The organism is Tibeticola sediminis, from assembly GCF_003843835.1.
Taxonomy (GTDB): Bacteria; Pseudomonadota; Gammaproteobacteria; order Burkholderiales; family Burkholderiaceae_C; genus Tibeticola; species Tibeticola sediminis.
Genome location: NZ_RKQL01000001.1, coordinates 940,951 through 956,071, shown reverse-complemented (window position 1 = coordinate 956,071; position 15,121 = coordinate 940,951). Strand labels below are relative to the sequence as shown.

The following is a 15,121-nucleotide window of genomic DNA, read 5'->3' as shown; positions in this document are numbered from 1 at the left end:
CCTGCAAGTTGCTCATTTAACTCAGCGACGAACGCCATTTTATTCCTCCCGAATGACCTCCTGGTTCCTGTTGTTGTCGCGCTGGCCGCTCGGTGCCCTGCATGCGCTGGGCGCGGCTTTGGGCTGGCTGGTGTTCCTGGCTTCGCCCACCTACCGGCGTCGTTTTCTCGACCATGCGGCGCAGGCGGGCTACCGCTTCGCTCAGGTGCGCGCGGCGGTGGCCCACGCCGGGCGCATGGTGGCTGAGTTGCCGCGGCTATGGTTTGGCCGCCCGGTGCCGGTACGCTGGGACGGCGCCGAACATATCGAGGCGGCGCTGGCCGCCGGCCGCGGGCTGTTGTTTCTCACGCCGCACCTGGGTTGCTTCGAGGTGACGGCGCAGGCCTATGCTGCGCGCTTTGCGCCCGTCCATGGGCCGATCACGGTGCTGTTTCGGCCCGCACGCCAAGCGGCGCTGCGCGAGGTGGTGGCACGCTCACGCGCGCGCGAGGGGCTGGCTGCCGCCCCGGCCACGCTCGCGGGCGTCAAGCAGTTGCTCAAGGCGCTGCGCGCGGGCCATGCGGTCGGTTTGCTGCCCGATCAGGTGCCGCCGCAGGGCCTGGGCGTCTGGGCGCCATTCTTCGGCCGACCGGCCTACACCATGACGCTGGCTGCGCGTCTGGCGCGGCAAAGCGGCGCTGCGCTGCTGCTGGCCTGGGGCGAGCGGCTGCCGCGCGCGGCCGGCTACGTCGTGCATGTCGAGCCGTTCAACGCGCCCCTCAGCGAGGATGCCACCCAGGCGGCCGTGCAGATCAACGCAGCGATGGAAACCCTGATCCGCTGCTGCCCCGAGCAATACCTGTGGGCCTACGCCCGCTACAAGACGCCGCGTGAGGAACTGCGCCATGACGACGCCTGAGCCCACCCCCGACGCGGCCGCACCGAAGGCGCCAGAGCCCGCATCAGCGCCCACGCGCCGCGCGGCGGGCTTCCACCCGGGCATTGCCTTCATGCGCCTGATCGCGCCGCTTCCGCTGCCGTGGCTGCGGGCGCTGGGCTGGCTGCTGGGGCAGGTGCTGTATGTGCTGGCCGTGCCCAGGCGGCGCGTGGTGATGGTGAACCTGCGGCTGTGCTTTCCACACTGGCCGGTGGTCGAGCGCCGCCGGGTGGCGCGCGAAACGTTCGTGCGCTTTGCGCAGGCGTGGCTGGACCGCTCGTGGCTGTGGCACGGGCCGGCCGAGCGGGTGCGCGCGCGCGTGCGGCTCGAGGGCGCGGTCGAGGCGCTCGCCGACCCGAAGCCGACCCTGGTCTTCGCGCCGCATTTCTACGGGCTCGACGCCGGCGGCATGGCGCTCACGCTCAACTTCCAGCGGCCCATGCTCAGCATCTACACGCCGCAGCCGAACCCGGCCGTCGATGCCTGGCTGCATCAGGGCCGCAGCCGCTTTGGCGAGGTGCAGCTCTTCAACCGCAGCGACGGCGTCAAGTCGCTCGTCTCGGCGCTGCGCAAAGGTGGCCTGCTGTATCTGTTGCCCGATATGAATTTCGGCCCCGAAGAGTCGATCTTCGTGCCGTTTTTTGGCGTCAGCGCGGCCACCGTGCCCTCGCTGTCGCGCTTTGCGCGGCTGGCGCGCGCGCAGGTGGTGCCGGTGGTCACCCGCATGACGCCCAGCGGCTACACGGTGCAGGTGATGCCGCCCTGGCAAGACTTCCCGACCGACGACGTGGTGGCCGACACCACGCGCATGAACCGCGAACTCGAGGGCTGGATCCGCACCATGCCCGAGCAGTACTACTGGGTGCACAAGCGCTTCAAGACCCGACCGCCGGGCGAGCCGGGGGTTTACTGAGCCTTCGTTTTGGAAGTTTTCAGTATTGTTGCCGGAATGCCGGCGTAAAATGGTCGTTGCTTGCTCTTAAAAGCAGAGCATCAAGGCCGCGCGAGGAAGTCGTCGATGTGTGCGCGAACGGCTTCGGGCTGCTCGTGCAGCAGCCAGTGGGAGGCCCGCGGTAGGCGGCGCACGGTGAGTCGCGGCACCCAGTGTTCGAGGCCGTCGAGCAGCGCCGGCGGCAGCGCCGTGTCAGCGAGCCCCCAGAGCACGAGGGTGGGCACGTCGATGCGCAGCATCTCCGGCGGCAGCGTGACGGCCGCAGCGGCAGGGTCGGCGGCGCTGGGTGGGCGCAGTGGCGAGGCCCGGTAATAGTTGAGCGGCCCGGTCAGGCCCTGGCGCCAGACGGCGCGGTAGCGCTCACGCAGCGCCTCGCTCAGCCAGCCCCGGCCATCGGGTGCTGCGGGGTCGGCGCAGGCGCCCATGTTGGTAAAGAAGGGCCAAAGCCGCGCGTAGTCGTCGGCCGCCAGCAGGGCTTCGGCGTCGGGCCGGCAGAAGAAGTTCATGTAGGCACTCGCCGCCTGTTGCGCGGGGTTGTGCTGCAACTCGCGCAGAAAGCTGCCCGGATGCGGGGCGTTGAGGATCACCAGGCGCTCGAGCCGCTCGGGGTGCTGATTGGCGAAGTTCCAGGCCAGCGCGCCACCCCAGTCGTGCGCGATCAGCGCGGCCAGCGGCGCATTCGGGCTTTCGATCTTTGCGAGCGCGGCGAGGTCGGCGACGAGGGGCTTGGCCCGGTAGGCGGCGACGTCCGACGGCGCGCTCGAGCCCGCGTAGCCGCGCAGATTGGGCGCGATGCAGCGATAGCCCCGTGCGGCAAATGCGACCAGCAGCTCGTCCCAAACGAAGGCGGCCTCGGGAAAGCCGTGCAAAAACATCAGCACCGGTTGGCCCGCGGCACCGGCGCTGCGGCAACTCAGCTCGATGCCGTGGGGCAGGGTTCGAAGCTCGGTCTCGACCATCGCAAACACTCCTCGATCCATCGCGGCGCCCGAGCGGCTTCTTGGTCCGCCCGGCCTCAAGCCGCGGGCTGCGGATGCGCCCAGCTCCACAGGCTCAGAGCCAGCTCGTCGATGCCCTGGCGCTTGAGCGCGGAGAAGAGTCTCGCCTCGCCGCCGCCGGCCTGCAGTCGCGCAATCGACAGCGCACGCGCCTGCTCGGATCGCGTGAGCTTGTCGGCCTTGGTCAGAAGCAACATGAATTTCAAGCCTTCTTCGACCCGAGGGCGGATGACTTCGAGCAGCACCTCGTCGAGTTCGGTCACGCCCAGCCTGGGGTCGATCAGCAGCACCACGCCCGTGAGGTTGGCGCGGCTCACGAGGTAATTGGCCATCACCTGCTGCCAGCGCCGCTTGTCCGCCAGCGGCACAGCGGCATAGCCGTAGCCCGGCAGGTCGGCGAGTACCGCGTCGGTCACGCCTTGCTTGCCGAGCGTGAACAGGTTGATGTGCTGCGTGCGCCCAGGCTTGCGCGAAGCGTAGGCCAACTGCCGCTGCTGCGTGAGCGTGTTGATGCAGGTCGACTTGCCGGCGTTGGAGCGGCCGACGAAGGCGATCTCGGGCACCTCGAGCGGCGGCAGGAACTTCAGCTCCGGCGCGGTGGTGAGGAAACGCGCGGTATGGAGCCAGCCCAAGGCAGTGGCAGGGGTCGGAAGTGAGGGATCGGTGGCGGCGGCGGTGTTCATGGGCGTGAGGAAAAAATGCCGCGTTGGACGCTGCCGGCAGGTTCACGACCGTTGCGTCGGATCAAATCCTAACGCCTATGGACGTAAAGGCCGCATTGTAGAATCAAGACCGCTCGCGCTCCACGATACCAACTCACACCATGAAGCCGATTACCACCCTCCTGCTGTTCGCTGCGCTCGCCGCCCCGGTTTGGGCTGCGGAGCAAAAAGCCCCCGCGAAGCCCGATCTGGCCAAGGGCCAGGCCAGCTATGCCGCCGTGTGCGCGGCCTGCCATGGTGCCGATGGCAATGCGCCGACGCCCGCCTATCCGAAGCTCGCGGGCCAGCATCCGCAGTACCTCTACAAACAACTGGTGGAGTTCAAATCGGGCAAGCGTGCCAATGCCATCATGAGCGGCATGGTCGCATCGCTGAGTGAGGACGACATGCGCAACATCGCCTATTGGCTCGCCAGCCAGAAGGCGCAGCCTGGAGCCGCCAAGAACAAAGACACGCTGCTCATCGGTGAGCGCATCTATCGCGGCGGCATCGCCGACCGCCAGATTGCCGCCTGTGCCGGCTGCCACAGCCCCAACGGCTCGGGCATTCCGGTTCAGTACCCGCGTCTGGCTGGCCAGCATGCCGATTATTCGGTGTCCCAATTGCAGGCCTTCCGCGACGGCGTGCGGACCAACTCGGCGCAGATGACCGGCGTTGCGGCCAAGATGAACGACCGCGAAATGAAAGCCGTGGCGGACTACATCGCCGGCTTGCATTGAGGCCGCGCGGATTCATCCGCGGGCGCGCCGCGCCTGCCATCCCGGGAGCCGTTCCCGCGTGGCTTAAAGGTTCGGTGTGAAGGGTTATATCAGCAGCCGTTAATATTGCGGGCCTAAGGCGACGCTGAATCAGTTCTCGCGATGCTGCGTGCCCGCCCGCTGCCGGGATGCGCGGCACGCGAGGGACTGGTTTAGTGTCGCCCTAAGCTTCACGCGCGTGGAACGTGGCGTGAACTTTCTGGGGCCTGGCGCATCTCACGAGGGCGGGGCTTGCAAGAAGCCCCGCCCTTTTTTGTTCATTGAGTGACAGTCGGCAGCCCAACATGACGGTATCCACCCAGGGTCTCGAAGTTTCGTTTGGATCACGCGCCTGGCGTTCGGCGGTGGAACTGGTCTCGTCGATGCGATTTGCGATTTCGCTGCTGACGGTGATCTGCATCGCGTCGGTCATCGGCACCGTGCTCAAGCAGCACGAGCCTTACCCGAACTATGTGAACCAGTTCGGTCCGTTCTGGGCCGAGGTCTTTCGCAGCATCGACCTCTATTCGGTTTACAGCGCCTGGTGGTTCCTGCTGATCCTCGCTTTCCTCGTGTTGAGCACCTCGCTGTGCATCGCGCGCAACACCCCAAAAATCCTCTCCGACCTGCGCAGCTACAAGGAAGATCTGCGCGAAACCAGCTTGCAGGCCTTTCATCACCGCGCCGAAGCGCTGCTGCCCGAGCCGCCGCAGACCGCCGCCGAGCGCATCGGCCGCCAACTGGTGCAGGAAGGCTGGAGGGTGCGACTGCAGCCGCGCGAGACGGCCCACGGCCCCGGCGTGATGGTCGCGGCCAAGGCCGGGCAGGCGAACAAGCTCGGTTATCTGGCCGCGCACAGTGCGATCGTGCTGATCTGCCTGGGTGGCCTGCTCGATGGGGACCTGATCGTTCGCGCTCAGATGCTGCTCAACGGCAAAACGCCCTACAACGGCGGCGGCTTGATTTCCGACGTGCCCGCGCAGCACCGGCTGTCCGAGCGCAACCCCACGTTCCGCGGCAACCTGTTCGTGGCCGAGGGGACGAGCGGCGACACCGCCATCCTGAGCCAGTCCGATGGCATCTTGCTGCAAGAGCTGCCGTTTGCGGTCGAGCTCAAAAAATTCGTCGTCGAGTACTACGAAACCGGCATGCCCAAGCTCTTCGCGAGCGACATCGTCATACACGACAAGGCCACCGGCGAGAAACAGGAAGCCCGAGTGGAGGTGAACCACCCCGCCAGCTACAAGGGCATCGAAATCTATCAGTCCAGCTTCGATGACGGCGGATCGAGGGTCAAGCTCAAGGCCATTCCGATGCGCGCGGCCACGCGGCCCTTCGAAATCGAAGGCGTCATCGGTGGCAAGTCGCAGCTGACGAAAGGGCAGGGCGACGACGCCGAGAAGCTCACGCTGGAATACACGGGCCTGCGCGTCATCAACGTCGAAAATTTGGGCGGGCGTGAGGGCGGTTCGGACGGTGCCGTCGATGTGCGCAAGGTCGATCTGCAGTCCACCCTGGCGCGACATTTGGGCTCGGGCAGCAAGCCCTCGGCGAACAAGACCCTGCGCAACGTCGGCCCGAGCATCAGCTACAAGCTGCGCGACGCATCGGGCCAAGCGCGTGAGTTCAACAACTACATGCTGCCCATCGATGCGGGCGATGGCGTCCCCGTGTTTCTGCTCGGCGTGCGCGAGACGCCCGCCGAGCCCATGCGCTATTTGCGCATTCCCGCCGATGACCAGGGCTCGATGGACGGCTTCCTGCGGCTGCGCGATGCGCTGGCCGATCCGGCGATGCGCGCCGAGGCGGTGCGCCGCTATGCGGCACGCGCGGTCGACCCGGCGCAACCGCAGGTCGCCCGCCAGCTCGAAGTGTCGGCCGCACGGACGCTGGCGCTGTTCGCCGGGGCCGACCCTCAGGCAGGGACCCGGGGGGCGGGCCTGCAGGCCATTTCCGACTTTCTCGAAGCCAACGTGCCCGAACCCGAGCGCGAGCGCGCCGGGGAGGTGCTGCTGCGCATCCTCAACGGCAGCCTGTTCGAGTTGCAGGCGCTGGCGCGCGAGCGCGCGGGTCTCGCGCCGCTGCAGGCCGACGACGCTTTGCGCCGCTACATGAACTTGGCCGTGCTCGCTTTGAGTGACCTCGCGTTTTATCCCGCGCCGATGGCCTTCCAACTGGTCGATTTCCAGCAGGTGCAGGCCAGCGTGTTCCAGGTCGCACGCGCGCCTGGAAAGGCCGTGGTCTATCTCGGTTGCGCCTTGCTCATCATCGGCGTTTTTGCCATGCTGTACGTGCGCGAGCGGCGGCTGTGGGTTTGGCTCGAGCCGGTCGCCGGCGCCGGCGAAGGCGCGCGAAGCCGCGCGCGTATCGCGATGTCCACCCATCGTCGCATGCTCGATACCGACCGCATTTTTGACGATCTCCAACGCAAGCTCTTGAACCGGAAGGACGACCAGCCATGAACACTGCCACCGAGGCTTTGACGCTGCACGAGGGCTATTTCAGCCGGCGAACGCTCTACGACTGGCTGTTTGCGCTGCTCGTGGTGGGCGGCGCGGGTTTCGCATTCGCGCGCTACGGCCACGCGATGGATGTCTATGAAAAAGGCATCTTGCTGTGTGCCGCGCCGCTGGCGATTTGGCTCGGCTGGTTCTGGGCGCCGCTGCGCACCCTGATGCTGGTGGTGGCCGCCGCTTCGCTGTTGGCCATCGTCTCTTATCAGGGCGACTTGAAGCGTGCCGATTCGGTGTTCTGGCTCAAATACTTCCTCTCCAGCCAGTCGGCCATCCTGTGGATGTGTTTGCTGTTCTTCATGAGCACCGCGTTTTACTGGGCGGGCATGTTCGCCAAGAGCCAGGCCGAGGTGTTCGAGGGGCTGGGCTCGAAGATTGCCTGGGTGGGGGTGGCCATGGCGCTCATCGGCACCATGGTGCGCTGGTATGAAAGCCACCAGATCGGCCCGGATATCGGCCACATCCCGGTGAGCAACCTCTACGAAGTGTTCGTGCTGTTCTGCTGGCTCACGACCCTCTTCTATCTATATTACGAAGCGCAATACCAGACGCGCGCGCTCGGCGCCTTCGTGATGCTGGTCGTCAGCGCCGCGGTGGGCTTTTTGCTCTGGTACACGCTGGTGCGTGAAGCGCAGGAGATCCAGCCGCTCGTGCCCGCGCTCAAGAGCTGGTGGATGAAGATCCACGTGCCGGCGAATTTCATCGGCTACGGCACCTTCGCGCTGTCAGCCATGGTGGCGTTTGCCTACCTCATCAAGCAGTCGGCCTCGGAGACGCGCTGGTACAAGCTCGCGCCGCTGCTGCTGCTGGGCATCGTGCTGTGTTTCGAGCCCATCGTCTTTCGCCAGTCGCCCAGCGCCATGGCCGCGAATTCGGGGCTGAGCAGCTATTGGGCGGTGTATTTCGGCATTTCCGCGCTGATCGTCGGCGGCATTTTGCTCGCGCGCAAGCGCCTGGCCGAGCGCCTGCCGCCGCTCGAGGTGCTCGACGACGTGATGTACAAGGCCATCGCGGTCGGCTTTGCGTTCTTCACCATCGCCACCGTGCTCGGCGCGCTGTGGGCGGCCGAAGCCTGGGGCGGCTACTGGAGCTGGGACCCCAAGGAGACCTGGGCGCTGATCGTCTGGCTCAACTACGCCGCCTGGCTGCACATGCGGCTCATGAAGGGCCTGCGCGGCACGGTCGCTGCTTGGTGGGCGCTGGTGGGCCTCGCGGTGACGACCTTCGCGTTCATCGGCGTCAACATGTTCCTGAGCGGCCTGCACAGCTACGGCACGCTCTGAGAGGCTGAGAGGGGATTGGGCGCCCCTACGGGCACGCCCAATTCCCTCTCAGCCTCTGACTCGGGCGCGGTCGGCGGGGCTGTTGCGAGATCACACGCCGTGGGGGCATTCCGCCACGGTGTTTTTGTTTTTGCCTAGCCTGAAAGAATTCGCATGGAACCCCGACAAATGTGCATCCCCACCGGAGGCTTCTCATGTTGATTCGAACCCAAGACCGCGGATACGAACATCCGCTGAGCAGCGAAATCACCCCACGCGCGCTGGTCGAGAACCGACGGGCTTGGCTTGCGCGGCTCGCCACCGGGGTGGCCGGCGCGGCCTTGGCGTCCTGGGCGGCGCGCGATGCGCTCGCGCAGGGGGGCGGTGCTGCCGTGCCGCGGCCCGGAAAGCTGCCGGCGCTGGCGGCGACGCGATCGGCGCTGCCCGGTGCCGTCACGCTCGAAAAGCTCACCGACTCCGCGGACGCGACCAGTTACAACAACTTCTACGAGTTCGGCACCGACAAAGCCGAACCCGCGCGTCTGGCGCACACGCTCAAGACCGCGCCCTGGTCGGTCGAGATCGACGGCTTGGTCAAAAAGCCCGGCCGCATGGCGCTCGAAGACCTGCTCAAGCTCGCCCCGATGGAGGAGCGCGTGTACCGGCTGCGCTGCGTCGAGGGTTGGTCGATGGTGATTCCGTGGGTCGGCTATTCGCTGGCCGAACTGATCCGCCGCGTCGAGCCGCTCGGCAGTGCCCGCTACGTCGAGTTCACCTCGCTGGCCGACCCGGCCACGATGCCCGGCGTGCGCTCGCGCGTGCTCGACTCGCCTTATGTGGAGGGGCTGCGGCTCGACGAGGCCCTGCATCCGCTCACCATGCTCGCGTTCGGCATGTACGGTGAAGTGTTACCCAAGCAAAACGGCGCGCCGCTGCGCCTGGTCGTGCCCTGGAAATACGGCTTCAAGAGCGCCAAGAGCCTCGTGCGCATCCGCTTTACCGAGCGCCAACCCGCCACCGCCTGGGGCCGGGCTGCGCCGCAGGAGTACGGGTTTTATTCGAACGTGAACCCCAATGTCGATCACCCGCGCTGGAGCCAGGCGACCGAGCGGCGCATCGGCGAGGACGGCTTGTTTGCCAAGAAGCGCAAAACGCTGCTGTTCAACGGCTACGAGGCGCAGGTGGCGAGTCTCTACGCGGGCATGGACCTGAAGGTGAATTTCTGACGCGGCCCATGCCACGCACGCGCGCACGCGGGCTGCTCTCGCCCTGGGCAAAAGTGGCGGTGTTCGTGTGCGCCGCTGTGCCCGCGGTGTGGCTCATCGGCGCCGCTGCAACCGATCGGCTGGGCGCCAATCCGGCCGAGAGTCTGTTGCGTGGCACGGGCGACTGGACGCTGCGGCTCCTGTGCGTGACGCTGGCGATTTCGCCGCTGCGTCGTGGGCTGCAGCAGCCCGCGCTGGCGCGTTTTCGGCGCATGCTGGGGCTCTACACCTTCTTCTACGCCGTGCTGCACGCGCTGGCCTGGGCCTGGCTGGATCAAGGCTTCGAGTGGGCCGACATGGTGCGCGACATCGCCAAGCGTCCCTTCATCCTCGTCGGGTTCACGGCCTTCGTGCTGCTCGTGCCGCTGGCCGCGACTTCATTCAACCGGGCGATCCGCGCGCTCGGCGCGCGCCGGTGGCAGCGGCTGCACCGGCTCGTGTATGCGGTGGCGGGCCTGGCGCTGCTGCATTTTTTCTGGATGCGCGCGGGCAAGAACGATGATGCCGAGGTCGCGGTGTACGCCGCGCTGGTGGCGCTGCTGCTGGCCGAGCGCAGCCTCCATTTTTTCAAGAAAAACGCGGTTCTGCCGGCGTCGACGGGTCACTGAGTGCTCTCAAAAAAGAAGCGTCGCAGTGTGTGACGTCAGGCTTCCTCGAGCACCTCGGGCAGCGCGATGCGGTGGTCGGTGCTGAACTGGTAGTCGCGGAACACATGCTCGGCCGTCAGCAACTGATAGCTGCCGTCGGTGAGACGGTGCGAGGTGTCTTTGAGCCGGTAGGTGTAGTGGCCGCAGGTCCAGCACTTGAAGTTGCGCATGTGGGTGCACAAACACGTCTTGTCCCAGACATGGATGTCGCGTGAGCCAGGGTGCAGCGCCACTTCGCGGTTGTAGGCGTCGATGTAGGCGCACTGGCCCTTGGCGTCGAGCAGGTAACCGTAGGATTCGCAGCCGGGGCGGATGCCCGAGCCGATCGCCGGCGAGCTCTTGAGCATGCGCATCGGGTAGCCGGTCGGGGAGATCGTGTTGACCTCGATGTCTTCCTCATTGGCGCGGAAATATTCCTGCTTCACGTCGTCGGGCAGGCCGCACTCGTGCGTGACCGTAAAGCGGGTGGCCACCTGCACCGCCCGAGCCCCGTCTTCCAGGAATGAGACGGCGTCGGTGCCGGTGAAGATGCCGCCCGCGGCGATCAAGGGAATGTCGAGCTGCTCTTGCTCGAGCCAAGCGGCGATCTCGCGCACGATGGTGCGCAAATCGTATTGCGCCCAGTCGAGCCCAAAGCCCAGATGCCCGCCGGCGAGCGGCCCTTCGACCACGACGTAATCGGGCAGGCGCTCGAGCCGGGCGTTCTTGCGGATGAACAACTGCAGCGCGCGCAACGAGGACACGATGATGCCGAGCTTGGCGTCGCGAAAACGCGGATGGTCGGCAATCAGCGAGAACGAACCCAGGTGCAGGCCGGCGCTCAGCGTGATGCCGTCGATCCCGGCGTCGAGCGCGGATGCGAGCCGCACGCGCAGCGTCTCGGCCGGCCCGTTCATCGTGAGCTTTTCCATGCAGTTCACGAAGATCAGGCCCGAGCCCCGTTTGGCTTCCATCGTGCGGCCCACGTGCAAGCGCGTGGCTTCGGCCACATGGCCCAGGTCGAACTTCACGCTCGACTTGTCGGCATTGTCGATGTTGAGCTTGTAGAACTTGGTCTTTTCCTTGACGAAGCTGGTGTCGAAGCGCCGGTCGGCGACGTCGGTGATCAGGGCATCCGAAATATGTCCGATGCCGCCGAGGCGCGCGGCTTCGAGGGCCAGCTCGGCCGTTGAAATGTCGACACCCATGCCGCCCACGACGATGGGAACCAACTCATGGGAACCCAGTTGGAGACGGAAATCATCGACACGCTTCATGGCAAATTCGCTCGAGCGTCAGGCGCTCGCCGTTAGAACAATCGGTACCGAATTATCAACTTCTGGCCGTGGCCGCGCGAAAACCCCATGCGCATCCGCGGTTGTATGAACACCATCATGCGCGCCGAACTTGACGCCGCATTGACAACAAAGGCAATGCTGAACAAGTTCCCGTGATGGCGCGCGCGAGGGACTTGTTGAGCGTTGCCCTAAAGCGCGCGCGCCGCCAGGGCCAGCGACACCGACATCGCCAGCGCGTGCAGCACCGCCGCGGCGATCGTGTAGATGATCGCGGGCCGCAGCGCTTGCGGCGTTGTGGTATGTCGCCACAGGTAGACCGCCGCAGAAGCCGACAGCGGTGCCGAAAGCAGCCCCCAAATGGCGGTCGGCGGCTGGAGGTCGAACGCGACACCGACGGCCAAGAGCGCATAAGACGCGCTGGCCAGTGCGGTGTATGCCAGCGCGCTGCCTTGGGGCCCAAGCCGCACCGCCAGTGTGCGCTTGCCGACCTGGGCGTCGGCGGCGGCATCGGGGATGCCGTTGATCAGCAGGATGTTTGCGATCAGCCCTGCAAAGCTCGACGCGGTGGCCGCAGCCACCACGGAAACCGTGCCTCTTTGCACCGCGTAGGCGCCCAAAACCACCAACCACCAGGCGGCTGCAACGGCCAGTTCACCGAGGCCGCGGCGCATCAGCGACAGCGGCGGCGACGAGTAGGCCCAGGCCAGAAACAACCCGGCGAGCCCGATGCTGAAGACGACACCGCCACTGAGCACGGCGAGCAGCACCCCGGCGGGAATCACGAGCCCGAACAGCGCGAGCGCGACCTGCCGCGTGTCGTCCAGCGTGACGACGCCGTTTTGAATCAAGCGCGAGCCGCCGGTGAACGGGAACAGTCCGGCCGTGTTGGCCGCATCCGCGCCGCTGCGACCGTCTTCGAAATCATTGAGCACGTTGGCCGCCGCATGCGCGAGCACCGCAAGGCCGATCGTCGCAGCGGCGCGGCCCCAGGAAATGCCGCATCCACACGCGGCGGCCAAGGCGATGCCGAGCACGCAACCCGCCGCAGTGACGATGAGAAAGCCGGGGCGCGTCATGCGCCAGATGAGTTTCAGGTCGAGTGGGGTGGGGGACAAGGCAGGGTTCCTTCGAAGTGGGCATTCGCATTGTGCCCACCGACTCGGCAAAGTTGCCCGAAGACACGCCGGATGACACGCGAGGCGAGTGGCTGCTAAGATTACGCATCCGTAAATCAATTTACCAATGCGCGATTTTGAGCCCCGTTCGCGGGGGGTGCGCGCGCCCGAGGAGACCGATCAATATGGGCACCTATGTGTACCCGCAGTATCCCTACCGCGCCCCTGCCGACCTGCAGGCGGGCGCGCCGCAGCGGCGGCCGTTGATCGTCGTGGGGGCGGGGCCGGTGGGTCTGAGCGCCGCGGTGGATGCGCGGCTCAAAGGACTGCCGGTGCTGGTGTTCGACGAGGACGAGACGGTGTCGGTGGGCTCGCGCGCGGTGTGTTACGCCAAGCGGACGCTGGAAATCCTCGACCGGCTGGGCGTGGGTGATCCGCTGTGCGCCCGAGGGGTTAGCTGGAACGTCGGCCGCACCTTCCTGCGCGAAGAGGAGGTCTATCGCTTCGACCTCGTGCCCGAGCCCGGCCACAAGCGCCCGGGCATGATCAATTTGCAGCAGTATCACCTCGAGGAAACGCTGATTGCGCGCGCGCTCGAGCTCGGCGTGGATCTGCGCTGGAAGTACCGCGTGGTGGGCGTGCAGCCGCAGGAGGACCATGTGCGACTCACGGTCGAGACGCCCGACGGGCCGTTCGAGATCGAGGCCGACTGGCTCATCGCCGCCGACGGCGCGCGCAGCCCCATCCGCCGCATGCTCGGCCTCGACATCGAGGGCAAGGTGTTCCAGGACCGCTTCCTGATCGCCGACGTGGTCATGCAGGCCGACTTCCCGGCCGAGCGCTGGTTCTGGTTCGATCCGCCCTTCCATCCGGGGCAGAGCGTGCTGCTGCACAAGCAGGCCGACAACGTCTGGCGCATCGATTTTCAGCTGGGCTGGCAGGCCGATCCCGAAGAAGAAAAAAAGCCCGAGCGCGTGATCCCGCGCATCCGAGCGATGCTGGGCGACGCGCGGCCCTTCGAGCTGGAATGGGTCAGCGTCTACACCTTCCAATGCCGGCGGATGAAGGAGTTTCGCCACGGCCATGTGCTGTTCGTGGGTGACGCGGCGCACCAGGTCTCGCCCTTTGGGGCGCGCGGCGCCAATTCCGGCATTCAGGACGTCGATGACCTGATGTGGAAGCTGCAACTCGTGATCGAAGGCCGCGCGCCGCAAGCGCTGCTCGACAGCTACAGCGCCGACCGCGCCTTTGCTGCGGACGAAAACATCCTCAATTCCACGCGCTCGACCGACTTCATTACCCCGAAAAGCCATGTGAGCCGGGTCTTCCGCGACGCCACGCTCGCGCTCGCGCGGCACCACCCGTTCGCGCGGCGGCTGGTCAACTCCGGGCGGTTGTCGGTGCCCTCGTTTCTGACCGCATCGGCGCTCAACACGCCCGACACGGATGCGTTCGCCGGCGACATGGTGCCGGGCGCGCCGATGGACGACGCACCGATCGGCATCGGCGCCGAGCCCGGCTGGCTGCTCGATCAGGTCGGCAACCGTTTCGTCTTGCTCGTGTTTGCGCTGCGTCTCGAAGACCTCGACGCCGCCACGATGGCCGCGCTGCGCCGCTTGCGCCTCGGCGCCATCGCGGTCGAGCCGCTGATCCTCACGCCCGAGGGCGGCGCGGTCGAGGGCCTACGCGTCGTCGCTGACATCGAAGGGCTGGCCGCGCGCCGCTACGACGCCGAGGCGGGCGCGGTCTATCTGGTGCGTCCCGATCAGCATGTGGCTGCACGCTGGCGGGTCTTCGACGCGGCCGCGGTGCAGCGTGCGCTGGCGCGCGCAACGGCGGCGACGCCCGTCCTCTGAACCGCTGCAGGAAAGGAAACGGCCATGCCGCTCAACACCCAACCCAACTTTGCCGAACTCGGCCGGCGCGACTTTCGCGCTTACACATCGGGCGACGACTTCTACGAGGCGCTGATCGAGGCGCACCGGGGCCTGTCCGATGCGCAGAGCGAAGCGCTCAATGCCCGGCTCATCCTGCTGCTGGCCAACCACATCGGCGACCTGCGCGTGCTGCGCGAGGCCTTGCGCCTGGCGCGCGAGAGCGCCGAGGCCGACGCGCCCGCGCGCGCCACCCAACCCTGATCCCGGAGACTGCCATGAAGATCCGCCAAATCCACCACGTCGCCTACCGCTGCAAGGACGCGAAAGAAACCGTCGAGTGGTACCAGCGCCACCTGAACATGGACTTCATCCTGGCCTTTGCCGAGGACCATGTGCCCTCGACCAAAGCACCCGATCCCTACATGCACATCTTTCTCGATGCTGGCAACGGCAATGTGCTCGCCTTCTTCGAACTGCCAAACTCGCCCGAGATGGGCCGCGACCCGAACACTCCCGCCTGGGTGCAGCACATCGCGTTCGAGGTCGACAGCGTGCAGACGCTGATCGACACCAAGGCGCGCCTGGAAGCCGCCGGGATCGAGGTGGTAGGCCCGACCGACCACACGCTGTTCCAGTCGATTTATTTCTTCGACCCCAACGGCCACCGTCTCGAGCTTGCGGCAAACACCGGCACGCCGGAGCAGCTCGCCCGTGCCGCTGCCGTGAAATGGGACATGCTCAACGAGTGGGCGCAAACCCGCCGCGCCCCGCGCCATGCCGCCTGGATGCATGCGCTGGAATTCGAGGGCGTGCCCTCGCAGCCCTAAGGCAACGCTGAAC

Annotated in this window: 14 protein-coding genes; 10 read left to right on the top strand and 4 right to left on the bottom strand. The window is 66.4% G+C overall.

Features of this window, described 5'->3' with window-relative positions:
* Positions 1 to 52 precede the first annotated feature (52 nt).
* Together EDC62_RS04425 and EDC62_RS04420 are read left to right on the top strand one after the other, a co-directional pair.
* Entirely contained in the window at positions 53 to 898 is an 846-nt protein-coding gene (locus EDC62_RS04425) for a lysophospholipid acyltransferase family protein (protein WP_124220836.1), read from the top strand.
* Entirely contained in the window at positions 885 to 1,829 is a 945-nt protein-coding gene (locus tag EDC62_RS04420; RefSeq protein ID WP_124220834.1) for a lysophospholipid acyltransferase family protein, read from the top strand. The genes EDC62_RS04425 and EDC62_RS04420 overlap by 14 nt, the downstream gene beginning before the upstream one ends.
* A gap of 80 nt (positions 1,830 to 1,909) precedes the next feature.
* Here the strand turns inward: EDC62_RS04420 and EDC62_RS04415 are convergent, their stop codons facing one another.
* Both EDC62_RS04415 and yihA read right to left on the bottom strand, forming a co-directional pair.
* On the bottom strand, positions 1,910 to 2,827 hold the full coding sequence (locus EDC62_RS04415) for an alpha/beta fold hydrolase (protein ID WP_124220831.1): 918 nt from the start codon (positions 2,825 to 2,827) through the stop codon (positions 1,910 to 1,912).
* A gap of 56 nt (positions 2,828 to 2,883) precedes the next feature.
* The gene (yihA, locus tag EDC62_RS04410) at positions 2,884 to 3,549 is read right to left on the bottom strand and encodes a ribosome biogenesis GTP-binding protein YihA/YsxC (protein ID WP_124220829.1); all 666 of its coding nucleotides are present in this window, start codon (positions 3,547 to 3,549) and stop codon (positions 2,884 to 2,886) included.
* 140 nt (positions 3,550 to 3,689) lie between these two features.
* On the opposite strand from yihA, the gene EDC62_RS04405 reads away from it, so the two are divergent.
* The 5 genes from EDC62_RS04405 (at position 3,690) to EDC62_RS04385 (ending at position 9,973) form a co-directional block, all read left to right on the top strand.
* Positions 3,690 to 4,307: a c-type cytochrome gene (locus EDC62_RS04405; protein ID WP_124220827.1), complete on the top strand. Its 618-nt coding sequence runs from the start codon at positions 3,690 to 3,692 to the stop codon at positions 4,305 to 4,307.
* A gap of 323 nt (positions 4,308 to 4,630) precedes the next feature.
* Positions 4,631 to 6,787, top strand: coding sequence for a cytochrome c biogenesis protein ResB (locus EDC62_RS04400; protein WP_124220824.1), 2,157 nt, complete (start codon positions 4,631 to 4,633; stop codon positions 6,785 to 6,787).
* Positions 6,784 to 8,121, top strand: a complete 1,338-nt coding sequence (ccsB, locus tag EDC62_RS04395; RefSeq protein ID WP_124220822.1) for a c-type cytochrome biogenesis protein CcsB — start codon at positions 6,784 to 6,786, stop codon at positions 8,119 to 8,121. Before EDC62_RS04400 ends, ccsB begins: the two co-directional genes overlap by 4 nt.
* A 194-nt stretch (positions 8,122 to 8,315) precedes the next feature.
* Entirely contained in the window at positions 8,316 to 9,326 is a 1,011-nt protein-coding gene (gene msrP / locus EDC62_RS04390) for a protein-methionine-sulfoxide reductase catalytic subunit MsrP (RefSeq protein WP_124220819.1), read from the top strand.
* An 8-nt stretch (positions 9,327 to 9,334) separates the two neighbouring features.
* Positions 9,335 to 9,973, top strand: a complete 639-nt coding sequence (locus EDC62_RS04385; protein WP_124220817.1) for a protein-methionine-sulfoxide reductase heme-binding subunit MsrQ — start codon at positions 9,335 to 9,337, stop codon at positions 9,971 to 9,973.
* 35 nt (positions 9,974 to 10,008) lie between these two features.
* Here EDC62_RS04385 and EDC62_RS04380 read toward each other — a convergent pair whose 3' ends face one another.
* Both EDC62_RS04380 and EDC62_RS04375 read right to left on the bottom strand, forming a co-directional pair.
* Positions 10,009 to 11,268 (bottom strand): nitronate monooxygenase, encoded by a 1,260-nt coding sequence (locus EDC62_RS04380; protein WP_124220814.1) that lies wholly within the window; start codon positions 11,266 to 11,268, stop codon positions 10,009 to 10,011.
* A gap of 209 nt (positions 11,269 to 11,477) precedes the next feature.
* Positions 11,478 to 12,404 (bottom strand): prenyltransferase, encoded by a 927-nt coding sequence (locus tag EDC62_RS04375; protein ID WP_245968734.1) that lies wholly within the window; start codon positions 12,402 to 12,404, stop codon positions 11,478 to 11,480.
* A 185-nt stretch (positions 12,405 to 12,589) separates the two neighbouring features.
* Between EDC62_RS04375 and EDC62_RS04370 the strand changes: the two genes are divergently transcribed.
* The 3 genes from EDC62_RS04370 to EDC62_RS04360 are packed head-to-tail and all read left to right on the top strand — an operon-like array spanning position 12,590 to position 15,108.
* Positions 12,590 to 14,260, top strand: a complete 1,671-nt coding sequence (locus tag EDC62_RS04370) for an FAD-dependent oxidoreductase (RefSeq protein ID WP_124220811.1) — start codon at positions 12,590 to 12,592, stop codon at positions 14,258 to 14,260.
* Positions 14,261 to 14,284: 24 nt separating this feature from the next.
* Entirely contained in the window at positions 14,285 to 14,542 is a 258-nt protein-coding gene (locus EDC62_RS04365) for a DUF2783 domain-containing protein (protein WP_124220809.1), read from the top strand.
* Positions 14,543 to 14,556: 14 nt separating this feature from the next.
* Positions 14,557 to 15,108 carry a VOC family protein gene (locus tag EDC62_RS04360; RefSeq protein WP_124220806.1) on the top strand — a complete coding sequence of 184 codons (552 nt, stop codon included), beginning with the start codon at positions 14,557 to 14,559 and terminating at the stop codon, positions 15,106 to 15,108.
* The last annotated feature ends 13 nt before the right edge of the window (positions 15,109 to 15,121 follow it).